This is a genomic window from Pantoea sp. Fr-CA_6 (assembly GCF_024520895.1).
GTDB lineage: Bacteria > Pseudomonadota > Gammaproteobacteria > Enterobacterales > Enterobacteriaceae > Pantoea > Pantoea agglomerans.
Window position 1 is genome coordinate 90,194 of sequence record NZ_JALNPO010000009.1, and the last position, 24,388, is coordinate 114,581.

General features: G+C 56.8%; 19 protein-coding genes and 1 pseudogene. 5 read left to right on the plus strand and 15 right to left on the minus strand.

All coding sequences use genetic code 11. The annotated features are described in order from the left end of the window. Positions 1 to 221: 221 nt before the first annotated feature. The 6 genes and pseudogenes from NR201_RS16285 to glyQ all read right to left on the minus strand — a co-directional run. Positions 222 to 5,213 (minus strand): annotated as a pseudogene (locus tag NR201_RS16285) (hemagglutinin repeat-containing protein); the annotation flags it as partial. Between the two features lie 35 nt (positions 5,214 to 5,248). Next, complete coding sequence (locus NR201_RS16290; protein ID WP_031593498.1) at positions 5,249 to 5,515, minus strand: hypothetical protein; 267 nt, start codon at positions 5,513 to 5,515, stop codon at positions 5,249 to 5,251. Further along, complete coding sequence (locus NR201_RS16295) at positions 5,512 to 6,462, minus strand: hypothetical protein (RefSeq protein WP_033759366.1); 951 nt, start codon at positions 6,460 to 6,462, stop codon at positions 5,512 to 5,514. Before NR201_RS16295 ends, NR201_RS16290 begins: the two co-directional genes overlap by 4 nt. After that, positions 6,425 to 6,658: a hypothetical protein gene (locus NR201_RS16300; RefSeq protein WP_256849974.1), complete on the minus strand. Its 234-nt coding sequence runs from the start codon at positions 6,656 to 6,658 to the stop codon at positions 6,425 to 6,427. The genes NR201_RS16295 and NR201_RS16300 overlap by 38 nt, the downstream gene beginning before the upstream one ends. A gap of 376 nt (positions 6,659 to 7,034) precedes the next feature. Beyond that, positions 7,035 to 9,104 carry a glycine--tRNA ligase subunit beta gene (gene glyS, locus NR201_RS16305; protein WP_010258943.1) on the minus strand — a complete coding sequence of 690 codons (2,070 nt, stop codon included), beginning with the start codon at positions 9,102 to 9,104 and terminating at the stop codon, positions 7,035 to 7,037. Positions 9,105 to 9,113: 9 nt separating this feature from the next. Beyond that, a complete protein-coding gene (gene glyQ / locus NR201_RS16310) occupies positions 9,114 to 10,025 on the minus strand; it encodes a glycine--tRNA ligase subunit alpha (RefSeq protein ID WP_010258942.1) in 912 nt (303 codons plus the stop codon). A gap of 221 nt (positions 10,026 to 10,246) precedes the next feature. Between glyQ and NR201_RS16315 the strand changes: the two genes are divergently transcribed. Next, the gene (locus NR201_RS16315; RefSeq protein ID WP_124890426.1) at positions 10,247 to 11,242 is read left to right on the plus strand and encodes an acyltransferase; all 996 of its coding nucleotides are present in this window, start codon (positions 10,247 to 10,249) and stop codon (positions 11,240 to 11,242) included. Here the strand turns inward: NR201_RS16315 and NR201_RS16320 are convergent. Both NR201_RS16320 and yieH read right to left on the minus strand, forming a co-directional pair. Further along, on the minus strand, positions 11,227 to 12,159 hold the full coding sequence (locus NR201_RS16320) for a GlxA family transcriptional regulator (protein ID WP_256849975.1): 933 nt from the start codon (positions 12,157 to 12,159) through the stop codon (positions 11,227 to 11,229). The two genes, NR201_RS16315 and NR201_RS16320, sit on opposite strands and share 16 nt — an antisense overlap. Before the next feature lie 11 nt (positions 12,160 to 12,170). Continuing rightward, positions 12,171 to 12,830 (minus strand): 6-phosphogluconate phosphatase, encoded by a 660-nt coding sequence (gene yieH, locus NR201_RS16325; protein ID WP_010258939.1) that lies wholly within the window; start codon positions 12,828 to 12,830, stop codon positions 12,171 to 12,173. Between the two features lie 152 nt (positions 12,831 to 12,982). Between yieH and NR201_RS16330 the strand changes: the two genes are divergently transcribed. Then, entirely contained in the window at positions 12,983 to 14,296 is a 1,314-nt protein-coding gene (locus tag NR201_RS16330) for an NCS2 family permease (protein WP_010258938.1), read from the plus strand. A 36-nt stretch (positions 14,297 to 14,332) separates the two neighbouring features. On the opposite strand, the gene NR201_RS16335 is transcribed toward NR201_RS16330, so the two are convergent. The 7 genes from NR201_RS16335 to rpmH all read right to left on the minus strand — a co-directional run bounded on the left by NR201_RS16335 (position 14,333) and on the right by rpmH (position 19,958). After that, positions 14,333 to 15,082 carry a 4'-phosphopantetheinyl transferase superfamily protein gene (locus NR201_RS16335; protein ID WP_010258937.1) on the minus strand — a complete coding sequence of 250 codons (750 nt, stop codon included), beginning with the start codon at positions 15,080 to 15,082 and terminating at the stop codon, positions 14,333 to 14,335. 178 nt (positions 15,083 to 15,260) lie between these two features. Then, the gene (locus tag NR201_RS16340) at positions 15,261 to 15,851 is read right to left on the minus strand and encodes a malonic semialdehyde reductase (RefSeq protein ID WP_031591047.1); all 591 of its coding nucleotides are present in this window, start codon (positions 15,849 to 15,851) and stop codon (positions 15,261 to 15,263) included. A 265-nt stretch (positions 15,852 to 16,116) separates the two neighbouring features. After that, the gene (gene mnmE, locus NR201_RS16345) at positions 16,117 to 17,481 is read right to left on the minus strand and encodes a tRNA uridine-5-carboxymethylaminomethyl(34) synthesis GTPase MnmE (RefSeq protein WP_256849976.1); all 1,365 of its coding nucleotides are present in this window, start codon (positions 17,479 to 17,481) and stop codon (positions 16,117 to 16,119) included. A gap of 92 nt (positions 17,482 to 17,573) precedes the next feature. Next, on the minus strand, positions 17,574 to 19,220 hold the full coding sequence (gene yidC, locus NR201_RS16350; RefSeq protein WP_010258933.1) for a membrane protein insertase YidC: 1,647 nt from the start codon (positions 19,218 to 19,220) through the stop codon (positions 17,574 to 17,576). Positions 19,221 to 19,222: 2 nt separating this feature from the next. Further along, positions 19,223 to 19,480, minus strand: coding sequence for a membrane protein insertion efficiency factor YidD (gene yidD / locus NR201_RS16355; protein WP_008926397.1), 258 nt, complete (start codon positions 19,478 to 19,480; stop codon positions 19,223 to 19,225). Continuing rightward, positions 19,444 to 19,803 carry a ribonuclease P protein component gene (gene rnpA, locus NR201_RS16360; RefSeq protein WP_008926396.1) on the minus strand — a complete coding sequence of 120 codons (360 nt, stop codon included), beginning with the start codon at positions 19,801 to 19,803 and terminating at the stop codon, positions 19,444 to 19,446. The genes yidD and rnpA overlap by 37 nt, the downstream gene beginning before the upstream one ends. 14 nt (positions 19,804 to 19,817) lie before the next feature. Further along, positions 19,818 to 19,958: a 50S ribosomal protein L34 gene (gene rpmH, locus NR201_RS16365; protein WP_003849659.1), complete on the minus strand. Its 141-nt coding sequence runs from the start codon at positions 19,956 to 19,958 to the stop codon at positions 19,818 to 19,820. Between the two features lie 597 nt (positions 19,959 to 20,555). Here rpmH and dnaA point away from each other — a divergent pair. The 3 genes from dnaA to recF all read left to right on the plus strand — a co-directional run bounded on the left by dnaA (position 20,556) and on the right by recF (position 24,377). Beyond that, positions 20,556 to 21,971: a chromosomal replication initiator protein DnaA gene (gene dnaA / locus NR201_RS16370; RefSeq protein WP_031591042.1), complete on the plus strand. Its 1,416-nt coding sequence runs from the start codon at positions 20,556 to 20,558 to the stop codon at positions 21,969 to 21,971. 4 nt (positions 21,972 to 21,975) lie between these two features. Continuing rightward, entirely contained in the window at positions 21,976 to 23,076 is a 1,101-nt protein-coding gene (dnaN, locus tag NR201_RS16375; protein ID WP_010258930.1) for a DNA polymerase III subunit beta, read from the plus strand. A gap of 215 nt (positions 23,077 to 23,291) precedes the next feature. After that, positions 23,292 to 24,377, plus strand: coding sequence for a DNA replication/repair protein RecF (gene recF, locus NR201_RS16380; protein ID WP_010258927.1), 1,086 nt, complete (start codon positions 23,292 to 23,294; stop codon positions 24,375 to 24,377). Positions 24,378 to 24,388: the final 11 nt, after the last annotated feature.

The following is a 24,388-nucleotide window of genomic DNA, read 5'->3' on the forward strand; positions in this document are numbered from 1 at the left end:
CTTTTCTTTCTTTTAACCAGATCTTTATCCAGATCCCAACACCCAAAATAAGGCCGCCGACATATCCAGACTCTAAGAAAGATGCAAAAACATCACTCCAACTAAATGGGAAAAAACCATTCTCAAAATAGATAATAGAGGATCCAAGTAGCACTGATATAATATCGAAAAATAGAAATAGCATCAGGCAAATTAATATTAATTTTATTAATAAGGAAAAATTACTTTTTATTGTCATTTTTTCCCTTTCCATCTAAATTATCTTTTACAAAACTTCCTGTTTTTTCACTAAGATAGCCACCACCAATAGCACCTGTTAAATCAGAAACAGCCTCTTCCGCAACTTTTGATGTCACGCCTTTTATGATAGTGCCACCTATCCCTCCAGCGACAGTACCAGCTCCTGCACCTGCCATAGAATTAGTCGGATTTTCCCCTTTTATTCCGCTTCCGATAGCCGCTCCCCCCATATTTATTCCCGCAGATGCGCCGATTCCTTTACCCGTCGTAGCGGCTGCTGTCACCCCAGCCATAATCGCATCCACATAACTGAACGGATCTTTTCCAGTAAGTTGAACGCCAGCATTAACTCCCACACCAATCGCCGCATTCACCGCCATCCCCTTCACAGTCAGCCCCAGCACACTGCCACCAAATATCAGTGGCGCATCACCGATACTCGCATTCGATTTATGGTAGCCCCAAGTATTCATTATCGTCTGCGCTTTTGACATCGCTTCAGAGTCAGGAGCACGTTTAATGTAGTCCTGCCCTGACAGCAATCCTTTAACAAGTTCCTGCGAGACGGCGGAACCGTAATTATTCTCCATCTCCGAGGCATAAACGCGCAGATAACCTGCCAGTTCAGCCCGTTCGGTGCTGTTCATTTGTGAAGGGTCTTTGGTGAATTTTGACACCAGAGCATCACTGCGCTTGTCTGCATTTTCCAACTGAATAAGCTCATTAGCTGCAGCCAGTGATTTATCACCATTCTTAATTTTTTCAACAGCTATTTTGAGCTTATCCGAGGATGTGTCACCAAGAAAATTATTCTCAACCGCGTTTTTACCTACCTGCGCACCCGCCATAATATTGGCCGTGCTATCTCCGGTCATACCTCCAGCCAGACCCGCCACCAGTGTCCCCAGCGCGCTGATGGTCTGCTTCTCCGTTTCCGTCAGGGCGCTGACCGCTTTACCCGGATACAGCTGATTCATCACCAGCTGCGCCATCAGTTCGCCGCTGACCGCTCCGGCTGCACCCGCCAGCGCATTATTCCCGGATGCGTAAGACGCTACCGCCCCGACAACCGCGTGGGCCATAGCCTGCGCTTCCGGGTTGCCTTCCGTCAGCTTATGTATCTGCTCAGCAAGATATGGACTTGCCGCGCCGCTCAACGCCTGAGCCACATTCCCGCCCGACAGACCCTGCACCGCCGCTGTCACCGCGCTGATGGCCTGCTGCACCTTACCGCCGGTGCCGAACCCGCTCTCCGCGAACGCCTGATTATAGTAATTGCTGTAAACCTGTTTATTGACGTCGCTTGCGCTGTACTGCTTCGTCGGATCCTTTGCTGTCAGCTCAGCCAGCGCTCTGTCGCGGTCGGTCTGCGTGGCGCCGGACATTTTTTCATTCGCCTCCAGGGTCGCGATGATCTGGCCCTGCGTCCGCGCGATATCCCCCGCCTGAGCCCCGATTTCCCCGATAAGCTGCGCCTCCTTCAGCCGGTTCTGCTCCTTCTCCTTATCAAAGATGACGTCCAGCCCCGGGTTCGCGTTCGCCACGTCGCGACTCAGCTCTGCCACGTCCTGCTTCTGCTTCGACGGGTCGCGGATGACTATCGTGCCTTCGCTCACCGCCGCCTTCGTGGTGGAGTCCGCGCTGCCGCTGTCGTTCAGCCCCGCCAGCATGCCGTTCGCCATGTTCCCGGCGAACTGACCGCCAATGCCGCCGCCGGTGCTCATGCCCGCGCTCTGGTGCTCCACCTCATATTCCGCGTGGTTATCAATATTGCCGAAGCCCAGCGTGCCGGTGTCGAGCCTGTTCTTATCGGCGGTAGCCGTTGAGCTGATGACCGCGCCGTTCAGCTGCGTGTGCTCACCCACCGTGACGTCAAAGCCGCCCTTCTCGGCAAAGATACCGGTCTGCTCGGCCACGCTCTGCCAGGTGCTGTGCATCTTATCCCGGCTCACGTTCACGTTCGCCGACCCGGTCATTGAGCCGAAGGTGAAGCTGCCGCCCGCGCTGGCGCTCTGCTGTTTGCTGTCGTAGCGGCCGCTGTCCTGCTCCGAGGTCAGCGTCAGGTTGCGGCCCGCATCCACCTTCACGCTCTCACCGCTGGCCTGCGCGCCCGTGAGCGTGATGTCGCGCCCGCTGGTCAGGCTGAGCCGGTTGCCCGCGTCCAGCGTGGTCTCACTGTGCGTCAGCCCGTTGCCTTTTTCGCTGCCCTTCGCCGCGTTGACGCTCGCCGACACGCTGATGCCGTAGCCGCCCGACCCCACGCCGATGCCGACACCGACGCTGCCGCCCTTGCTGCTGTTCTTACTGTCGGTGCTCTGCGTGTTCTGCGCCGACTGCAGCAGAATGTCCCGCGACGCATCCAGGCTCAGGTCGCCGCCCGCCTTCAGCTGGCTGCCGGCGATGCTGATGTTGCCGCTCTGCGCCGTACCGTTTTTGCCGGTTGCCGTGACGGTCAGATTCCGGCCCGCCGTCAGCGTACTGCCCTGCGACTGACTGCTCTCAGTACGCGCTTCGCTTTTCGACGACTGGCTGCCGTACGAGGCGCTGACGCCGATGGTGTTGGTCGATCCCGCCTGATAGCCGTCCTGCCCCGGCTTCAGGTCGCCGGCGGCATTGTGCGCGTCCGCGGCGGCAGTGTTCAGCCCGTCCATCTGAGCCGCCTGCGCCGCCTGCACCCCGTTCAGCGCCGCCTGGGTGTTCTGCAGCGCGCTGACCCGCCCGTCACCCGCCTTCCTGGCCTGCTGCGCGCTGCTCACCGCCGTGTTGAGCGCGCTGCCTGCCGTGCCTGACAGGGCGATGCTCAGACCGCTCTGTTTCTGCTCGAAGGTTTCCCTACGGCTACGTGAATCAAAGCCCGGGTCGATAGTTACGCTGTCGCCCGTCAGGTTCAGGTCCTGACCTGCCACCAGGTCTGCGCCGCCGACGTGCAGCCGGTTGCCCGCCGTGATGTCCACGCTGCCCTGGCTGCTGCCGACGGTGCTAACGCTCTGGCTCTGGGTGGTGCCTCTTTCATCAATTTCGTGCCGCGTGGACTGCTTGCCGATGGTGAAACCGATGCCGCCGCTGCCCAGCAGCCCGCTCTTTTTCTTTTCTTTCAGCTGGTAGTGGCTGTCGGTCTCGGTTGCCGCGCCGATCTCCACGTCGCGTCCGGCCCGCAGACTGACGTCCCGATCGGCGGCCACCGCCGAGCCGGTCACCGTCAGGTCGCGCCCGGCAATGACCGTGACACTTTCGCCGCTCAGCAGGCTGCCGTTCTCACGGGTGGTAACGTCCCGCGTCACGCTGTGACTGCTACTTTTGTTCAGCAGGCCTTTATTCTCTGAGCGTTCTTCACTATAGAGTGACTCACGTTCGGTGGCGGTGTTGAGCACCACGTCCTGTTTCGCCTGAAGCCCGACCGCGCCCTGTTCGCTGTGAAGCGTACTGCCGGTCACGGTGACGTCGCCCTCGCGCCCAATCACTGTTACGCCCTGCTGCCCGCTGAAGGTGCTACCGGTGCTGCTCTCGCGCACGCTTTCTTCTTCACGATGGGTGCGGGTATTACCCTCACGCTTGTTTTCGCTGTCCTGATCGAGCAGGCTGGCCCGCGCATCTTTAATGGTGACGTTCTGCGCGCTGACGCCGATGCGGCCCTGGGTACTGTCAACCTGCGCGCCTTCGGCCAGCAGGTTATTACCCGCCACCAGTGTCACACCCTGAGCACCGCTCAGGGTGCTGAGCAAAAGACGATCTTCCGTGCGACTGTTGCTGACCGACGAGGTCCGGCTGTCGGCCTCAAGATGGGTGGTATTGGTGGTGGTTTCAGCGCCGATGCGGATGTCGCCGCCAGCCTGAACCCGGGCGGAGCCGGAGGCGCTGGCCTGGCTACCGGTCAGCGTCAGGTCACGACCGGCCGAGAGCAGAAGATTGCCACCGGCGTTAAGCTCGCTGCCCTTTGCCTGCTGCCACTCGCCGCTGACCTGCGCCATGCGCCTGCCCGCTTCTTCTATGCCGCTGCTGGTGCGGTTGCCCATTGCCCCGGAGATAACCTCCAGGCTGCCGCTGTGGCTGCTTTTCGCGGCACCGATCTCAAGGTTGTTGCGCGCGCTCAGACTGAGGTTATTGGTGGCATTGAGTTTCGCGCCCTGCAGCCGGATATCGGTGCCGCTGAGGCTGATATCGTCAGCGCTCATCGTCGCCTGACGCAGTGCATTCTGCAGATCGGTACTGATCGTCAGCGTCTCCGCCTTCACATCAATGCTGCCCGCCTTGATATCACCGCCCAGGTGCTGAAACTGCCCGCTGTTGATGGAGAGCGCCTGGTCCGCAAAGAGGTTACCGGCATTGGTCACGCTGTCCGCCGAGAGCTGCAGGTTACCGCCGCCAATCACCGCGCCCGCGCCAGTCAGGCGCAGCGTGGTCTGTGCCAGATAAACCTTCGGCACCCACACCGTCTGAGGGCCGTCTGCCGTATCAACCGTTTCGCTGACCAGCCAGACGATATCCTGTTGTAGCGCCGCAATCTGCTGCGGCGTCAACGCCACGCCCGGCACCAGATGGAAATCCTGCGCCACTTTAGAGCCGTTGTTCATTAGCTCCTGATACTGCGCCATCGCATCCCAGCCGTTAACGGAAGGCCTGCCGGTCAGTTTCAGGACCTGCTCGCGAACCAGACGCTGCTCATAAAAACCGTCGCCCAGGCGTTTATGCACCTGTGACGGATCGTAACCCACCCGTTCAAGCAGATAATCGCTGCTGATAAATTTGCTCTTGCTGGTAAAACGCTCGTCAGTCACGATCAGATACGGGCTGCCCGCCGCGGTATGCTGGCTGAACAGACCATTACTGGGGATGGTTGTGGCGACTTTCTCCAGCTGTTGTAGCGCCGTCAGGGCCAGTTCAGCCGGTAACAGTGGGCGACCCGTTGTGTTATTACCCGTCGTAAGTTCTGTGTCGCCGTCATGGCGGGCGACCCCGTCCACGGTAAAGGCCAGGCCACACGGTATTAGCTGGTCAATGATTGAGAATATTAAATACCCTTGTTAAAACCCCTATTACCAAACTGATGCCCAAAACATTTTCCAGTTTTCATATCGACGTAAATATTCACGGGAGTAGAGGTCTCAATCTCCATCCATGACTTGTTTTCTACATCTTCGCTAGAAGTCTCAACGATATAGCATTCAACACCATCATAAAAAGCCGTTTGAATGAAAGTAAATTTCTCACTCCATCCCATTTTATGCCGGGATGCGTAGTCACGAGCGGCGTCCTTAGCGTCTTCTAAGCTTATCATTGCTGAATTCCATAATAGACATTGTACATAGCACCGCCTACAACAACCGGCCCAAGAAATACGCCAGCTGCTTCATGTCGAAGTGCGGTAAAGGTAATCTCATAGTTATTGGTTAACGGGAATTTGAAACCATTAATAACATAACGTGGTGACATTCCTTTCGCTCTCATTAGCCCAACCATCTCGGCAAATGCTTCTTCCAGATACCGTAAAATATATGACCTGTTGTAGGAGCTAGTATGCATAAAGGCTCTAAGCTCTCGAAGCAGATAAAACTTTGGCGCAATGGAGGAATGTACCCGCTCATGATATATGGCCGCCAGAACATCCTCAGCCGCTTGTTCCGCTGTTTTTACTGTACGGTCGTAGGCTCTGCCAATAGTAATGTCACCCCATAAATTAGTTGAACCTAACCCGGCATTTTGCCTATCAGTAAAGCGGATTTTTGGGCGATACCGCCAGGATGAAGAAGTGTTTCGGGGGCCATTCATTGCGCGGCCCACTGATGCGCTGTATTTAGGCATACGTATATTTCTGTATGAATGCCTGAAGGCGTCGCGAGGGTTCTTTTTCAGTAAAATCGCCATCACAGTATCTACGCCAATCATGGTAATGGCTGCAGCTAAATAGGCAGCCGCATCATCAAGATCACTTTCAGTTCTGGCTTTGTATGTTGTCTTACCGAATTCGTAGAGCTTTTTTGAAGCCTCAACAGCCACACCACCTACGGCAACCCAACCCGCCACAATCAGAATGAGGTCAGCTAACTCACCAATACCAAAAAAGTGTGCACCAGCCCATAAACCAGTTATTGCAGCCATTGTGGCCAATGCTTGAGGGGTCAGCATTGCCAACAATTGTTGGCCGACATCACCAGGCAGAATTTTTGCAGCCTTAGTGATGGAAACTTCAAGTTTTTGCTGCATATCCATATTTGAGACATTCATCTAAACACCTTTTAGAATTATTTTCACGCATCTGCTGACGCAACTGTTGCCCGGTTTCAATTGCCTGGCCTTCTTCACGGGGATTATCGGCTGGCGGGGCTGCCATCAGCGGGAAAGCAGAGCAGAGCAGCGCGCCTGCCACCATGGCGAGCAGACGCACTGGCGGATGACAGAGCGATAAACAAATCCTTTTCATGAAAATTCCATTTCACTAAATGTAACCGGGTGTAAATTCTGGCGAATTATCCATCAGGTGAGGGGAAAAACAAGAGGGCTGGCTATTTTTAGGGCGGTTTCTTAACCACCGGATTGATGAAAAACTTTAGAGTATGACAGGAGAAAAATTAACAAGTAACCATTTGATATATATGAAAAATTTATAATCTGGCGCATCACCACAGCCGATTCCTGATGACCGGCAATGGCAGTTTAGGCACTTTAGCGTATTCATTTACACCCTAAAAAATGGCCGCTATAGCGGTCACACTCAGGTATGAGTTGAAGGCATCAGGCCAAAAAATCCCATAAAAAAAGGGACGATTGCTCGTCCCTTTTTCGCACAACAAATAGCATTACTGCAGCAGCGAGATATCCGCGACCTGCAGGAACAGCTCACGCAGTTTTGACAGCAGCGTCAGGCGATTAACCCGCACCGCCTGATCGTCGGCGTTAACCATCACTTTATCGAAGAAGTTGTCTACCGCAGTACGCAACTGTGCCAGTTCGACCAGCGCATCCTGATAGCGGCCTTCAGCGAAGTAAGGCTGCAGCTTGCTGCTCAGCGCAGTGACAAAGGTCGCCAGCTGGATCTCTTCATTCTCTTTCAGCAGCGACGCCTGCACGCTCTCATTCAGCGTTTCAGTCGATTTTGCCAGAATGTTAGAGACGCGCTTGTTCGCCGCCGCCAGTGCTGCGGCTGCTTCCAGCGTACGGAAGTGCGACACCGCTTTCATGCGTGCATCAAAGTCAGCCGGACGGGTCGGACGACGCGCCAGAACCGCCTGCAGCGTGTCGATGCTGTGACCCTCTTCCTGATACCAGGCGCGGAAGCGACCCAGCATAAAGTCGATCACATCATCCACCACGCGGGCGTTGCTCAGCTTGCTGCCATACAGGCGCACCGCTTCTTCGGTCAGAGTCTGCAGGTCGAGCGGCAGGTTCTTCTCAACGATGATACGCAGCACGCCCAGCGCCGCACGACGCAGTGCGAACGGGTCTTTGTCACCTTTTGGATGCTGACCAATGCCGAAAATACCGGCCAGCGTATCCATTTTATCGGCAATCGCCAGTGCACAGGCGACAGGGCTGGACGGCAGATCGTCACCGGCAAAGCGCGGCTGATACTGCTCATTCAGCGCCACCGCCACATCTTCGGCTTCGCCGTCGTGACGCGCGTAGTGCATGCCCATCACGCCCTGGGTGTCGGTGAACTCGAAGACCATGTTGGTCATCAGGTCACACTTCGACAGCAGGCCCGCGCGGGTGGCGTGATTCACATCTGCGCCAATTTCACCGGCAATCCAGCCCGCCAGGGCCTGAATGCGATCGGTTTTATCGCGCAGCGTGCCCAGCTCTTTCTGGAACAGCACCGTCTCCAGACGCGGCAGGTGATCTTCCAGACGCTTTTTGCGGTCGGTATTAAAGAAGAACTCCGCATCGGCCAGGCGTGGACGTACCACTTTTTCGTTGCCGGAGATAATCTGGCGCGGATCGCTGGATTCGATGTTGGTGACGAAAATGAAGTTCGGCATCAGGTTGCCGTCATTGTCATACACCGGGAAATACTTCTGATCGCCTTTCATGGTGTAGACCAGCGCTTCCGCAGGCACCTTGAGGAATTTCTCTTCAAAGGTCGCGGTCAGGACCACCGGCCACTCCACCAGCGATGTTACCTCTTCCAGCAGGCTGTCGCTGATATCAGCGTTGCCGCCTAAACGGCGTGCTGCTGCTTCAGCATCGGCTTTAATCATCGCTTTGCGGACCTGATAGTCGGCAATGACCTGGCCGCGTTTTTCCAGCACATCAGGGTACTGATCGGCGTTGTCGAGCGTGATTTCGCTTTCACCCATAAAGCGGTGACCACGAATAACCCGATCTGACTTAATGCCCAGAATGGTGCCTGGGATCAGCTCATCGCCCAGCAGCATCGTCACGGTGTGAACCGGACGAACGAACTGCACATCGCTGTTGCCCCATCGCATCAGTTTTGGCACCGGCAGCTTGCTGAGCGCGGTAGCGATCATTGCGGGCAGCAGCGCCTGAGCCGCTTCGCCTTTGACCTGAGCGCGATAAACCAGCCATTCGCCTTTATCGGTGGCGAGACGTTCAGCCTGATCGACGGTAATGCCGTTGCCACGCGCCCAGCCTTCAGCGGCTTTGGTCGCGTTGCCGTCAGCGTCAAACGCAGCAGAGATCGCCGGTCCGCGCTTCTCTACTTCCCGATCGGGTTGTGAGGCGCTCAGGTTGGCGACTTTCAGCGCCAGACGACGCGGCGCAGCAAACCAGCTGACCTCGCCGTGGCTCAGGTTAGCGGCATCCAGTTCAGCCGTTACCTGCGCGGCAAAGGCTTCTGCCAGGCTGCGCAGGGCTTTTGGTGGCAGCTCTTCGGTGCCGATCTCCACCAGGAAGGTTTGTTCAGTCATGGCTGCCTCTTACTTTTTGTTATTGCACATCGGGAAGCCCATTGCCTCGCGAGAGGCGTAGTAAGCTTCAGCCACGGCTTTGGTCAGGGTACGAATGCGCAGAATATAGCGCTGACGCTCTGTTACCGAGATCGCTTTGCGGGCATCCAGCAGGTTGAAGCTGTGTGCCGCTTTAAGAATGCGTTCGTAGGCGGGCAGTGGCAGCGGTTTTTCCAGCGCCAGCAGATGCTGCGCCTCTTTCTCATACTGCTCGAAGCAGGTAAAGAGGAAATCAACGTCGGCGTATTCGAAGTTATAGGTGGATTGCTCCACTTCGTTCTGATGGAACACGTCGCCGTAGGTGGTTTTGCCCAGCGGACCGTCGCTCCACACCAGATCGTAAACGCTGTCGACGCCCTGGATGTACATCGCCAGACGCTCCAGACCGTAGGTGATCTCGCCGGTAACCGGCTTACACTCCATGCCGCCAACCTGCTGGAAGTAGGTGAACTGCGTCACTTCCATGCCGTTGAGCCACACTTCCCAGCCGAGTCCCCAGGCACCCAGCGTCGGGTTTTCCCAGTTATCTTCCACGAAGCGAATGTCATGCACCGTCGGGTCCATACCCAGCTCTTTCAGCGAGCCAAGATAGAGCTCCTGAATGTTGTCCGGTGAGGGTTTGATGATCACCTGGAACTGGTAGTAGTGTTGCAGGCGGTTCGGGTTTTCACCGTAGCGGCCATCGGTAGGACGGCGTGATGGCTGCACGTAAGCGGCGGCGATCGGCTCCGGGCCGAGTGCGCGCAGGCAGGTCATCGGGTGTGAAGTGCCAGCGCCCACTTCCATGTCCAGCGGTTGGACAATGGTGCAGCCCTGACGCGCCCAGTAATCCTGCAAGGTCAGGATCAGCCCCTGAAAGGTTTTGGTATCAAACTTTTGCATGTTGAGTGTGCACGCGCTTCGGTTAGATTAAAAAAAGAGGCCGACAGTATACCCTTTGACCGCGCGATGTGCAGCCGTAAATCCCAGGCGCTACCGGCGCGTTTTCGCGGTGATTCAGGGCGCTGGCATACAGATGGCTCCGAATCCTGCTGGCAGCAGTTGTTGCTCTGGTCGCATTTGGCTACCCTTTTGCGCACGGACGCGATGCGCAAGAGGATGCCATGCCGCAGAAGATTTACTGGATCGATAATTTACGCGCGGTTGCCTGCCTGATGGTGATCGTGATTCACACCACCACCTGGTATATCACCGGGCCGATGGCGGTGACTGGCATCACCTGGGATGCGGCTAATCTGCTGAACTCAGCATCACGCGTCTGTGTTCCGCTGTTCTTTATGATCTCCGGCTATCTGTTTTTCGGCGAACGCAGCGCCCAGCCGCGCCATATGCTCCGGCTGGTGCTCTGTCTGCTGTTCTACAGCGCGGTATCGCTGGCCTATATCACCTGGCTGACCCCCATCAGCGAAGGGCGATCAATCCTGAAGATGCTGCAGAAGCCGGTGTTTTATCACCTGTGGTTCTTCTTTGCGCTGATCGGCATCTATCTGCTGTCGCCCCTGATCCAGGTAAAAACCGTGCAGGCGCGCTACGTGGCGCTGCTGGTGCTGGTGCTGGCGGTGCTCGCCAACCCCAATACGGTCACCCAGTCGCTGGGGCCGTTTCACTTTCTGCCGGTTAATCTCTATGTCAGCGGTGACAGTATCTACTACCTGCTCTATGCGCTGCTGGGACGGGCTATCGGCACCATGGAGACGACCCGGCGCGGCCTGACGCCGCTGGCTGCCGGGCTGTTTATCGCCTGTGTGATTGGCATTACGTTAGGGACGAAACAGGCGCTGATCGTCAACGGGGCGTTTAATGACACCTGGTATCTCTACTGCGGACCGCTGGTGTTTATCGCCGCGATCAGCCTGCTCATCGTGTTTAAAAACAGCCTGAACCAGCGCACGCTGCCGGGTTTAACGGTGATTGCACGCTATTCACTGCCGATCTACGGCTTTCATGCGCTGTTCATTCACTACCTGCGAACGCATCATTACGATGATATGTCGCGTCCGTGGCTCGACCTGCCCTGGGTGTTCGGGCTGACACTGGGCGGCAGCCTGTTGCTGGGGATGGCGCTGAAACGCGTCGATACCCGTCACTTTGTCAGCTGATCGGCTTCGCGCTGGCGGGCGCGCCGTAGCTGGCGCGCCGATGAAAACCCCGCCGCCAGCGCCGCTTTTTCGGCAGATTCACCCTGCTGCTGACGCTGGCGTGCCACGCCAACCCGCAGCTGCTCATGGTATTCACGCACGCTAATCCCCAGATGCTGGCGAAACAGCCGCGCCAGATGGCGGCTGCTGACATGCGTGCGTCCAGCCAGCTCGGTCAGGGTCCAGCCGTGCTCAGGATGGGCAATCATCAGATCCTGCGCCCGATGAATGGCCGGATGCATGTGGTTGCGGTAACGCAGCCACGGCGAAAGTTGCGGATCGTCACCGGCCCGGCGGAACCAGACCACCATCTCCCGCGCTACCGCCAGCGCGGTTTGCGTATCACAGAGCTGATTAATCAGATGCAGCGCCAGATCGATTCCCGCCGTGATGCCTGCGCTGGTCCAGATATTCTCATGCCCGACAAACACCCGGTTCTCCTGCACCCGTGCGCGCGGGGCCGCGGCTTTCAGACGGGCAATCACATCATGATGAGTGGTGCAGACCACGTCATCCAGCATGCCTGCCTGCGCCGCTAGCAGCGCACCCGAGCAGACGCAGACCAGCATAAAGGTCTGCGCGCGCAGCGCGCCGTGCTGGCGCATCAGCCACTCGCGTGCTTCTCCGGCCTGCGGCGTGGCGTAACAGACCTGCGAGTCATAGACGCCTGGCACCACCAGCAGACTCCCGGCGGGCAACTGTTCAGGTAACGGTTCGATGCCGCCAATGGTCATGCCGGTGGAGCAGATCACCTCCGGCTGCGGGCCGATGTAGCGCAGCGTAAAGTGATCGCCCGCCAGCTTCAGCGTCTCGGCCGGGCCGGTGAGATCCAGCGCCATCACGCCGGGCAGGGTTAAAAACCAGACGGTGTGTGTCATGCTGGCCCGCGCTACACCAGATCCCAGCCACGGGCGCGCCACAGCGCAGGCAGTTGCGCCATATCGTCGAAGCGCGTCACCAGCGGATGATCCAGTTCAGGGTTGTGCGGATCAGCGCAGTAGTAGTAGACCGGAATGCCAGCGGCGATACCGGCGCGGGCGCCCGCTTCGGAGTCATCCACCAGAATGCAGCGCTCAATCGGCACCTGCATCTGTTCCGCCGCGTGGTACATCAGTTCCGGATCAGGCTTCCAGTGCAGAATGTCATAGCCGCTGTAGAGGTGCTCCGCAAATAGCGGCAGCATGCCGGTTAAGCCCAGCGAGTGCTGCATCTTTTTTACCGTCCCGTTTGAAACCACGCACATCGGTACCTTGATCTGCTCAACCAGCGCTTTCGCGCCCGGGATGGGCTGCAGTTGCTGATCAAACAGCCGCGCGACCTCTGCGCGATAGGCGGTCTCCACCTCTTCCATCGGCAGCGTCACCTGATGCGCGTCGCCGACGTCACGAATAATGTCGTAGAGTTTGACGCCCTTATACTTTTCAAACATCTGCTGCAGCGACAGTTCCAGGCCGTAACGGGCAAAGGTGTTGACGTAGGCCTGGGTACAGAGCAACTCACTGTCCACCAGCGTGCCATCGCAATCAAAAAAGACGCATTCTACTGACATCAGACTCTATCCTTCGATTCAGGGGTGTGCTCCACACTCTACCGCACTCAGCGCAGATTGCGAGACTGGCAATCGGTTGCGAAAAATCATTGTATTGCCCCGGTAAAATCGCCAGGATACGCGCCGATGATTTTTTCTTCTGGATGGATGGCATGAGCAAGCAAGGCGTTTTGCAGCGCATCTTCAGGCTGCAGGAACATGGCACCACGGTGCGCACCGAAGTGATCGCGGGTATCACCACCTTTCTGACGATGGTCTACATCGTCTTCGTCAATCCGCAGATCCTCGGCGTCGCCGGCATGGATACCCAGGCGGTGTTTGTGACCACCTGTCTGATTGCCGCCTTTGGCAGCATTCTGATGGGACTGTTTGCCAATCTGCCGGTGGCGCTGGCGCCCGCAATGGGGCTGAACGCCTTTTTCGCCTTTGTGGTGGTTGGCGCGATGGGCTATTCGTGGCAGGTGGGTATGGGCGCGATCTTCTGGGGTGCGGTCGGCCTGCTGATCCTGACGCTACTGCGGGTTCGCTACTGGATGATTGCCAATATCCCGCTGAGCCTGCGCGTCGGCATTACCGCCGGTATCGGCCTGTTTATCGCCATGATGGGGCTGAAGAATGCCGGTATTATCGTGCCGAATCCCGATACCCTGGTGGCCGTGGGGAACCTGACCTCGCACAGCGTACTGCTGGGCGCGCTGGGCTTCTTTATCATCGCTATTCTGGCATCACGCAATATCCACGCGGCAGTGCTGATCTCGATGGTGGTTACTACCGCTATCGGCTGGATGCTGGGTGACGTGAAGTTTGTCGGCCTGTTCTCTGCGCCGCCTTCCATTACTTCTGTGGTCGGCCAGGTGGATATCAAAGGCGCCTTCAACATCGGCATGGCGGGCGTGATCTTCTCCTTTATGCTGGTCAATCTGTTCGACTCCTCCGGCACGCTGATCGGCGTCACCGACAAAGCGGGACTGACCGATGAAACCGGCACTTTCCCGCGCATGCAGCAGGCGCTGTATGTCGACAGCATCAGTTCAGTGAGTGGCGCGCTGGCAGGCACCTCATCCGTGACCGCCTATATCGAAAGCACCTCGGGCGTGGCGATTGGTGGCCGTACCGGCCTGATGGCCGTGGTCACCGGCCTGCTGTTCCTGCTGGTGACCTTCCTGTCACCGCTGGCCGCGATGGTGCCGTCCTACGCCGCTGCGGGCGCGCTGATTTACGTTGGGGTGTTAATGACCGCCAGCCTGTCGCGCGTACGCTGGGATGATTTGACCGAAGCCGTTCCGGCGTTTGTGACCGCCGCCATGATGCCCTTCAGCTTTTCCATCACCGAAGGCATTGCGCTGGGATTCATCGCTTACTGCGTCATGAAGCTGGGTACTGGCCGCTGGCGTGAAATCAGCCCCTGCGTAGTGATTGTTGCTCTGCTGTTTGTGCTGAAGATTGTCTTTGTAGACGCGCACTAAGCGCATTCAGGGCCGCAACCTCCGGGTTGCGGCTTTTTACATTTCAGGATGCAGGCTGCGCTCGCTGGGCAGGCTGGTCAGCCGCAGAGCATGAGGCCCGATGTTGGGCTTACCCATCTCTATTTCGCGTAATGCGTGCCACTGAAAGGCGTTATCCATCTCCCACAGATGCAGACGCTGAGTCGCAGACGACAGCGCACACGACCAGACCAGCATGGGCTCCGCATCACACACCACCTGAATATCGGGATAGAGTGAAGATCGCAGCCGACCCGCACCGGGCAACAGGCGCAGCGAATCCAGTCCCCGATCGCCCTCTCCCGTCAGCTTGAGAATGCTCTGGCGTAATGTCCAGATCTGCGTCACCGCCTCCATGGCATCCTGCTGGGCATTGATCCAGGCGATCTCGCCCGAGGTTAATCCCTGAATCAGTTGCTCCTGAGTCTGACGGCTTCTGGCATGCACAATCTCCATATCCAGACCGGCACGTCCGCCCTCTTCGGCCAGCAGCACACCCACCGTATTGCCCGCATAGGCGATGCTGAAATCGGGCAGATCGCTGTCAGCAAAAACGGGGCGTCCGTTGCTCTGGATAAGCAGGCGCGGCAGCTCACCAATGCCATAAACCCGTAGCATCAGTTGTGCCAGCAGGGTACGGGCGGCAAGAAATCGCCCACGGCGTTTGTCAGCAAACTGCTGTGCCGTGTCGGTGATAGCCTGGGGAATGCGTAAATCATTAGCCGGGAAGCCGGGATCGCCCGTCCAGCGTACAAAATGACCAGCCATCTGTCGCTCCGTGAAAATGGTCAGATAATCATCAGAAGCATTGTAGGAATTTTCTTACCTTAATGCACCTGGCAACGCACAGATTGGGGTAAATTCGGAATAGGATGAGCAGAGTGAGCTGAGTTGCGGGGATCGACCAGAGATAAGCGTCGCGATTCGACTCGCGACGCGGGCAGCATCAGGCGAAACGACTCGCCTGCTCAAAGCTCAGTCGCGGCAGGCGCGGATGCAGTTTTGACGCATCACCGTAGCCGAGGTTAATCAGCAGGTTAACCTGATACTGACCGTCGGGGAAAAAGGCGTCATTGATTTTGGCCGGATCAAACCCGGACATCGGACCGGCATCCAGACCCAGCGAACGCGCCGCCAGAATCAGGTAGCCCGCCTGCAGGCTGCTGTTACGGAAAGCGGTCTCTTTTGCCGCCTCGGGACTGCCGGTAAACCAGCTGCGCGCATCAGCATGGGGGAACAGGGCGGGCAGCTGCTCATAGAACTCGCGGTCCCAGGCCACAATCACCGTGACCGGCGCGCTCATGGTTTTTTCCAGATTGCCGGAAGAGAGTGCCGGTTTCAGCTTCTCTTTGCCTTCCGCCGAGGTCACGAAAACAAATCGCGCAGGCGAGCAGTTCGCCGAGGTCGGGCCCAGTGCCGTTAAAGCATAGAGCTGCTCCAGCAGGGCGTTATCGACGGGCTTAGCCTGCCAGTAACTGTGGGTGCGGGCGTCATTAAACAGCGTGTCCAGTGCGGCAGTGTCGAGCGGTGTACTCATGCAACTCTCCTGTTTCAGGCGAAAAAGTTCGCCCAACGGTGTTCACGTAGTGGGTTTGCGTCCGGTCCGGCGCGGCGGGATGAGGCGGGGATCACTCACCGCAATCCGTCGCCGCACGTCAGATCGGCGCTTCAACCGTTATACGGCAATGCCGTGCCGCCGCAAAATAACATATCAGCAAGAATCAACGCAGAGGCGGGAATAACAGGGAGGCAGCGTGGCAGGAAATCTGGCCTGACAGCAGGACGCTATCAGGCCAGCACGGTTATTTACCGATACAGAAGCTGGAGAAGATGCGACCCAGCAGATCGTCAGAAGTGAACTCGCCGGTGATCTCGCTTAACGCCTGCTGGGCAAGACGTAACTCTTCCGCCAGTAGCTCACCGGCCCAGGCACCGAGCAGCTGCGCTTTACCCTGCTGTAAGTGCATTGCCGCCAGCTCCAGCGCCTGCAGATGACGGCGACGCGCCAGGAAGCCGCCTTCCATATTGCCGGCGAAGCCCATGCTCTGCTTCAGGTGATCGCGCAGCTCGTCCACGCCCGCGCTGGTGCGTGCCGACAGGCGAATCAGTGAGTGACCATTTACTTCTGTCAGACCGAGAGACTCACCGGTGACATCCGCCTTGTTGCGGACCACGGTAATCGGCAGTTCGGGCGGCAGACGGGAGACGAAATCGGGCCAGATCGCCGCCGCTTCGGTGGCATCGGTCGTCGTGCCGTCCACCATAAACAGCACGCGATCAGCCTGTTCGATCTCCTGCCAGGCGCGCTCAATCCCGATGCGCTCCACTTCGTCGCTGGCTTCACGCAGACCGGCGGTGTCGATGATATGCAGCGGCATGCCATCAATATGAATATGCTCACGCAGTACGTCACGGGTGGTGCCTGCGATATCCGTGACGATGGCGGCGTCACGGCCCGCCAGCGCATTCAGCAGGCTCGATTTGCCCGCATTAGGCCGGCCCGCAATCACCACTTTCATCCCTTCACGCAGCAGGCTGCCCTGACGCGCTTCGGCACGGACGGCATCCAGGTCGCCGATCACCGTATTCAGCTGCGCTTCGATTCTGCCGTCAGAGAGGAAATCGATCTCCTCATCCGGGAAGTCGATAGCGGCTTCGACATAGATCCGCAGGTGAGTGAGTGCTTCCACAAGATGATTGATACGGGTGGAGAAGACGCCCTGCAGGGAGTTCACGGCCGAACGCGCCGCCTGCTCAGAGCTGGCATCAATCAGGTCAGCAATCGCTTCGGCCTGCGCCAGATCGAGCTTGTCATTCAGAAACGCACGCTCTGAAAACTCACCCGGCTGAGCGATACGCACGCCAGGCAGCGCCACGATGCGCTTCAGCAGCAGGTCGAGGATCACCGGGCCGCCGTGGCCCTGCAGCTCCAGCACATCTTCACCGGTAAAGGAGTTAGGACCAGGAAACCACAGCGCAATGCCCTGATCCAGCACGCGGCCATCGCTATCGGTGAACGACAGATAATCGGCGTAACGCGGCTTAGGCAGTTTGCCCAGCAGCTGGCGGGCGACCTCTGCCGCCTGGGCGCCAGAGACGCGCAGAATGCCTACGCCGCCGCGTCCGGGTGGCGTCGCCTGGGCAACAATGGTATCGCTGTGGCTCATAAATTTTCTCTCGCTACAAAAAACACAGGCGGTCGCTTTGACCGCCTGAGAATAGACTATTTTAGGGCGGGATTACTCCCGCTCTGGATCGCTTACGCTTTCTTCTTGTCGCGGCTATGCAGACCACGTTTTTCCAGGCCGCGATAAATCAGCTGCTGCTGGAGAATGGTGACCAGGTTGCTGACGATGTAGTACAGCACCAGACCTGACGGGAACCACAGGAAGAACACGGTGAAAATCACCGGCATGTACGTCATGATCTTCTGCTGCATCGGATCGGTCACGGTGGTCGGTGACATCTTCTGAATGAAGAACATGGTGATGCCCATCAGAATCGGCAGGATGTAGTACGGGTCCTGCGCTGACAGGTCATGGATCCACAGAATAAATGGCGCATGACGCAGTTCAACCGAGCCTGACAGCATGTAGTAAAGCGCCAGGAAGATTGGCATCTGAATCACCAGCGGCAGACAGCCACCCAGCGGATTCACTTTCTCTGCTTTATACAGCGCCATCATTTCCTGGCTCTGCTTCTGCTTGTCATCACCCAGACGCTCACGCATCGCCTGAATTTTCGGCTGCAGCATGCGCATCTTCGCCATCGAGGTGTACTGCGCTTTGGTCAGCGGGTACATAATGCCGCGCACGATGAAGGTGATCACGATAATGGAGAAGCCCCAGTTACCGATGAAGCTGTGGATAAATTTCAGCAGTTTGAACAGCGGCTGAGAGATAAACCACAACCAGCCGTAATCTACGGTCAGATCAAGGTGCGGCGCAATCGCTGCCATCTTGTCCTGAATTTCCGGGCCGACCCACAGCGTTGCACCCAGATTCTGCTGTGCGCCCGCGGCAATGGTGACCGGTGCAGATTTATAGCCAATCGCCGCCACGCCATTACCCAGGTTGCTGGTGTAAAGGGTGTTGGTGCCTTCGGTACGCGGAACCCATGCCGTTGCAAAGTACTGCTGCAGCATCGCAACCCAGCCATTGCTGGTGGTGGCGTTCAGGTTCTCGTTATCCGCGATGGTGTCGAATTTATACTTCTCATATTTCGACTCGCTGGTGGAGTAGGCCGCGCCACGGAAGGTGTGCAGAGCAAAGTTGTTGCTGCCGGTATCACGATGCTTAGGCAGATCGATGGTCTGCTTCAGCTGGCCAAACAGCGACACTTCCAGCGGCTGCTGGGTGGTGTTGTTGACATGATAATCGACATTAACGGCATATTCGCCACGCTTGAAGATGAAGGTTTTGGTGTAAACCACGCCATTTTCAGCGGTGTAGGTCATCGGCACACGCAGTTCGGACTGGCCATCAGCCATCTCGAAGTGATCCTGCGCAGCGTTGAACAGCGGACGCGCGCCGTTGTTCGGGTTATCCGGGCCATTACGACCGGTCAAACCACTCTGTGCCTGATAAAGGAACGCTGGCGTTGTTTCAAGCAGCTGGAACGGCTGGTTAGAACCCAGTTTGTCCGGGAAAGTCAGCAGCTGTGCTTGTTCAACATCACCGCCTCGGGTGTTGATATTCAATGACAGGACATCAGTCTTAACGGTGATCGTCTGGCCCTGACCGCTGGCCGGTACACCCTGACTGGCGGTATCACCCGCTACGCTGTTTGTGCCTTGTGTGGTCTGCGTCTGCTGTGGCTGCGGAGCGTGGTCCGTCTGCCAGGCTTGCCAGATCATAAAGGTCACGAACAGAAAAGCGATGAGAAAGAGATTGCGTTGCGAATCCATCGTTAATGTTCTCTGGTATCAAAGGTTTTTGGCGGCACAGGATCGTCACCACCCGGGTTCAAGGGGTGGCATTTTAATACGCGTTTTAATGTCAACCAACTGCCTTTTATCAGGCCGAACCTGCGTAATGCCTCAATTCCGTAATGAGAGCAGGTCGGGTGAAACCGACAGTGTGGTCCCAGTAATGGACTGATGCCGCGTTGATAGACGCGTATCAGGACGATCAGGAGCCGCGCGCCAGGCGACAGTGACGACGCCATAATTTCTCCAACGCTTCCGCCAGCATACGGTTATCCAGATCGGCAACCCCCTTCTTCGCGACCACCACGAAGTCCATCGACGGCAGTTCATGTTGACGCAGACGAAAGCTTTCGCGGGTCAATCGTTTGATCCGGTTGCGTTCATGAGCGCGTTTCACATGTTTTTTAGCGACGGTGAGACCGATGCGGGGATGCCCCAGCGCGTTAAGGCGGCCGAGAATAGTAATTTGCGGCGTGCCAGCCCGTTGTGGCTGCTGGAAGACGAAAGTGAAATGAGTGGGAGTTAACAAACGTAACTCCCTGGGAAATGCGAGCTTACCCATCAGGGCTTGCTTTATTACTTAGAAACGGTCAGACGAGAACGGCCTTTAGCACGACGACGTGCCAGAACCTGACGACCATTTTTTGTTGCCATACGAGCACGGAAACCGTGTGAACGGTTGCGCTTCAGTACGGACGGTTGAAAAGTGCGTTTCATGGCGGTTTCTACCTAAACTTGAAAATTTTCACTGGGTGACGCGTTTCGGGCCAGAAAATCGACCTACGCCTCAATGTGTCTTTAATAAAGAGGCGGGATTGTAATAATTGTACAGTCCCGAGTCAATTTACTTCGCGTGTCATAGTGCCTGAAAACCCGCATACAGCCCGCAGAGTCCCGACTTTGCGCCTGATGGCTCAATGTCGGGTGGAGAATTATACGGGCTCCGCACTAAAGCGCAAGGATCGCACGGGATCTTATTGCGATCGGCTTGCCGGATCCTGGGGATAAAATGAGATGTCGCCCGAAATTTTAATGGATTGCGTCAGATCCCTGCTGGTTTTTCCCGCAACTGGCGTAAACTTCTTTGCGCGCCTCTGGCCTGTGGATAAAAAGGATCAAAACTGTGTAGAAAGGGAAGATCTCTGCCTCGCTTTGCGCTATGATCCGCCCTTCCGCTGACGATCCTCCGGTGATTGCAGGACGGAAAACCGCTGATAGCGGTCGCAGGCGCTTTCTTAGCGTCTGTGTCAAAAATGAACGTTTCTTAGAGTAACGCCTACTATTCTTTTCGAATTTGTACGAGTGGAGTCCGCCGTGTCACTTACGCTTTGGCAACAGTGTCTTGCCCGTTTGCAGGATGAGCTTCCTGCCACCGAATTCAGCATGTGGATCCGTCCACTACAGGCTGAGTTAAACGACAATACGCTTGCCTTGTATGCTCCAAATCGCTTCGTACTCGACTGGGTTCGGGACAAATACCTTAATAGTATCAATGCACTGCTGAATGAATTCTGCGGTCCAAACGTGCCCGCCCTGCGTTTTGAAGTGGGAACGCGCCCGGTTCAGCAGCAGGCGGCAGCGGTCAGCCAGCCCGTAATGGCCAGCGTCAGCGCGCCCGTGATGCCCGTACAGAGCCATATTCGTCCGGCCCCGACGCAGATTATGCGTCCCAGCTGGGATAATGTCCCGGCACCAGCCGACGTGACCTATCGCTCAAATGTGAACAACCGTCATAACTTCGATAACTTCGTCGAGGGTAAATCTAACCAGCTGGCGCGCGCGGCGGCACGTCAGGTGGCGGATAATCCAGGCGGCGCTTATAACCCGCTGTTTCTGTATGGCGGCACCGGTCTCGGTAAAACGCACCTGTTGCATGCGGTGGGCAACGGCATCATTGCCCGTAAACCCAATGCAAAAGTGGTTTATATGCACTCCGAGCGCTTCGTGCAGGACATGGTTAAAGCACTGCAGAACAATGCGATTGAAGAGTTCAAACGCTACTACCGTTCGGTAGATGCGCTGCTGATCGATGACATTCAGTTCTTTGCTAATAAAGAGCGATCGCAGGAAGAGTTCTTCCACACCTTTAATGCCTTATTAGAGGGCAACCAGCAGATCATCCTCACCTCGGATCGCTATCCAAAAGAGATCAACGGGGTGGAAGATCGTCTTAAATCACGTTTCGGCTGGGGTTTAACGGTGGCGATCGAGCCGCCTGAGCTGGAAACGCGTGTGGCGATCCTGATGAAAAAAGCGGATGAGAACGACATCCGTCTGCCTGGTGAAGTCGCCTTCTTTATTGCCAAGCGGTTACGCTCTAACGTGCGTGAGCTGGAAGGCGCGCTGAATCGCGTGATCGCCAATGCCAACTTTACTGGCCGGGCGATTACCATCGACTTCGTGCGCGAAGCGCTGCGCGATCTGCTGGCGCTGCAGGAAAAGCTGGTCACCATCGATAATATTCAGAAGACCGTGGCTGAGTACTACAAAATTAAGGTAGCGGATCTGCTTTCCAAGCGCCGTTCGCGCTCGGTGGCACGTCCGCGCCAGATGGCGATGGCGATGGCGAAAGAGTTAACCAACCATAGCTTGCCAGAAATTGGCGATGCTTTTGGGGGTCGTGACCATACAACGGTGCTTCATGCCTGCCGCAAGATTGAGCAGCTGCGTGAAGAGAGCCACGATATCAAAGAAGATTTCTCTAATCTCATCAGAACATTATCTTCCTGACGCTATGAAATTTATTGTTGAACGTGAGCAGTTGCTGAAGCCGCTGCAACAAGTAAGTGGTCCCCTGGGTGGTCGTCCGACGCTGCCGATCCTTGGAAACCTGCTGCTGCAGGTAACTGAAGGTTCGCTGTTGCTGACCGGTACCGATCTGGAAATGGAGATGGTCGCACGCGTGGCGCTGACTCAGGCACATGAGCCTGGATCCACCACCGTTCCGGCGCGTAAATTCCTCGATATCTGTCGCGGATTGCCGGATGGCGCAGAAATTACTCTGGCACTGGAAGGCGATCGCATGCTGGTGCGCTCTGGCCGCAGCCGTTTTTCGCTGTCGACCCTGCCCGCCAGTGACTTCCCAAATCTTGACGACTGGCAGAGTGAAGTTGAATTTACCCTGCCGCAGGCAACGCTGAAACGGCTGATTGAAGCGACCCAGTTTTCGATGGCGCATCAGGATGTGCGTTACTACCTCAACGGCATGATGTTTGAAACCGAAGGGGAAGAGCTGCGCACCGTGGCCACTGACGGTCACCGTCTGGCTGTCTGCTCCATGCCGATTGGTCAGGCGCTGCCGAGTCATTCGGTGATTGTGCCGCGCAAAGGCGTGATTGAACTGCTGCGTCTGCTGGATGGAGGCGATACTCCGCTGCAGGTTCAGATTGGCGGCAGCAATATCCGTGCGCATGTCGGCGACTACATCTTTACCTCTAAGCTGGTTGATGGTCGTTTCCCCGATTATCGTCGCGTATTGCCGAAGAATCCGGACAAAGCGCTGGAAGCGGGCTGCGATCTGCTCAAACAGGCCTTTGCCCGCGCCGCTATCCTCTCTAACGAGAAGTTCCGCGGTGTTCGCCTCTATATCACCGAAAATCAGCTGAAGATCACCGCCAATAACCCTGAACAGGAAGAAGCGGAAGAGATGCTGGATGTCAGCTACAACGGCACGGAACTGGAGATTGGCTTCAACGTCAGTTACGTGCTGGATGTGCTGAACGCGCTTAAGTGCGAAAACGTCCGTCTGCTGCTGACCGATTCAGTGTCGAGCGTGCAGATTGAGGATGTGGCGAGTCCGGCAGCGGCCTATGTCGTCATGCCCATGCGCTTGTAGAAGATATCGGCCTGGCTTACTTGCTACGTTGTGCCCCGGCAGTGCTCGCCATCCTCACGTACTTCAGTACGCTCCGGTGGCTGTGCGCTGGCGGGGCGCAACGTAGCTGCGACGCCGACGGCCTGGTGACTGAGGTATCGGGCAAACCTGCTTTGCCGTTGACGCCCTGGATCGCCAGGCCCAAAACTTTATTGCCCTTCACGCTGGACTGATTCATGGCTTTAACCCGCCTTCTTATCAAAGATTTTCGTAATATTGAGCAGGCTGATCTGCAGCTGGCACCCGGCTTTAATTTCCTGGTCGGCGCCAACGGCAGTGGTAAAACCAGCGTTTTAGAAGCGATTCATACTCTGGGGCATGGCCGTTCGTTTCGCAGCCTGCAGGCGGGACGCGTGATTCGTCACGACGAGGCGGCGTTTGTGCTGCACGGGCGTCTGGAAAACAAAGAGCGGGAAATTTCAGTCGGGCTGACCAAAAACCGTGCCGGTGACAGCAAAGTGCGCATTGATGGCAGCGATGGTCATAAGGTCGCGGAGCTGGCGCAGCTGTTGCCGATGCAGTTAATCACCCCTGAAGGCTTTAGTTTGCTGAATGGCGGCCCCAAATATCGCAGAGCCTATGTCGACTGGGGCTGCTTTCATAACACCCCCGGCTTTTTTAACGCCTGGAACAACATGCGCCGCCTGCTTAAACAGCGGAACGCGGCGCTGCGCCAGGTCTCACGCTACAGCCAGATTCGTCCCTGGGATCAGGAGCTGGTTCCGCTGGCTGAACAGATCAGCCAGTGGCGGGCGGAATACAGTGCGGCGATTTCAGCGGAGATCACCGCCACCTGTGGCCAGTTTCTGCCGGAATTTGAGCTGCGCTTCTCATTCCAGCGTGGCTGGGACAAAGAGAGCGACTACGCCGAACTGCTGGAACGTAACTTCGAGCGCGATCGCGCACTGACCTATACCGCCAGCGGCCCCCATAAAGCGGATTTTCGTATTCGGGCTGAAGGGACGCCGGTAGAAGATTTACTCTCACGCGGGCAGTTAAAACTGCTGATGTGTGCATTGCGTCTGGCACAGGGCGAGTTCCTGACAAGCCAGAGCGGACGCCGCTGTATTTACCTCATTGATGACTTTGCTTCTGAGCTGGATGAGAGCCGCCGACGCCTGTTGGCGGAACGGTTAAAAGCCACTCAGGCTCAGGTGTTTGTCAGCGCAATTTCTGCCGGACATGTAATCGACATGACCGACGAAAAGGGCAAGATGTTCCGCGTGGAACAGGGTAAAATAGCGGTTCAACCTGAAGATTAAAATGAGCGAGA

What these genes read in the sequence shown, in the direction of transcription:
- rpmH (WP_003849659.1), bottom strand. Translation starts at nt 19,958, where the DNA reads ATGAAACGCACTTTTCAACCGTCCGTACTGAAGCGCAACCGTTCACAC.
- mnmE (WP_256849976.1), bottom strand. Translation starts at nt 17,481, where the DNA reads ATGAGCCACAGCGATACCATTGTTGCCCAGGCGACGCCACCCGGACGC.
- glyQ (WP_010258942.1), bottom strand. Translation starts at nt 10,025, where the DNA reads ATGCAAAAGTTTGATACCAAAACCTTTCAGGGGCTGATCCTGACCTTG.
- NR201_RS16300 (WP_256849974.1), bottom strand. Translation starts at nt 6,658, where the DNA reads ATGAAAAGGATTTGTTTATCGCTCTGTCATCCGCCAGTGCGTCTGCTC.
- yidD (WP_008926397.1), bottom strand. Translation starts at nt 19,480, where the DNA reads ATGGCGTCGTCACTGTCGCCTGGCGCGCGGCTCCTGATCGTCCTGATA.
- yieH (WP_010258939.1), bottom strand. Translation starts at nt 12,830, where the DNA reads ATGTCAGTAGAATGCGTCTTTTTTGATTGCGATGGCACGCTGGTGGAC.
- NR201_RS16320 (WP_256849975.1), bottom strand. Translation starts at nt 12,159, where the DNA reads ATGACACACACCGTCTGGTTTTTAACCCTGCCCGGCGTGATGGCGCTG.
- NR201_RS16290 (WP_031593498.1), bottom strand. Translation starts at nt 5,515, where the DNA reads ATGATAAGCTTAGAAGACGCTAAGGACGCCGCTCGTGACTACGCATCC.
- yidC (WP_010258933.1), bottom strand. Translation starts at nt 19,220, where the DNA reads ATGGATTCGCAACGCAATCTCTTTCTCATCGCTTTTCTGTTCGTGACC.
- NR201_RS16335 (WP_010258937.1), bottom strand. Translation starts at nt 15,082, where the DNA reads ATGGCTGGTCATTTTGTACGCTGGACGGGCGATCCCGGCTTCCCGGCT.
- glyS (WP_010258943.1), bottom strand. Translation starts at nt 9,104, where the DNA reads ATGACTGAACAAACCTTCCTGGTGGAGATCGGCACCGAAGAGCTGCCA.
- dnaN (WP_010258930.1), top strand. Translation starts at nt 21,976, where the DNA reads ATGAAATTTATTGTTGAACGTGAGCAGTTGCTGAAGCCGCTGCAACAA.
- NR201_RS16340 (WP_031591047.1), bottom strand. Translation starts at nt 15,851, where the DNA reads ATGAGTACACCGCTCGACACTGCCGCACTGGACACGCTGTTTAATGAC.
- NR201_RS16330 (WP_010258938.1), top strand. Translation starts at nt 12,983, where the DNA reads ATGAGCAAGCAAGGCGTTTTGCAGCGCATCTTCAGGCTGCAGGAACAT.
- rnpA (WP_008926396.1), bottom strand. Translation starts at nt 19,803, where the DNA reads ATGGGTAAGCTCGCATTTCCCAGGGAGTTACGTTTGTTAACTCCCACT.
- recF (WP_010258927.1), top strand. Translation starts at nt 23,292, where the DNA reads ATGGCTTTAACCCGCCTTCTTATCAAAGATTTTCGTAATATTGAGCAG.
- NR201_RS16295 (WP_033759366.1), bottom strand. Translation starts at nt 6,462, where the DNA reads ATGAATGTCTCAAATATGGATATGCAGCAAAAACTTGAAGTTTCCATC.
- NR201_RS16315 (WP_124890426.1), top strand. Translation starts at nt 10,247, where the DNA reads ATGCCGCAGAAGATTTACTGGATCGATAATTTACGCGCGGTTGCCTGC.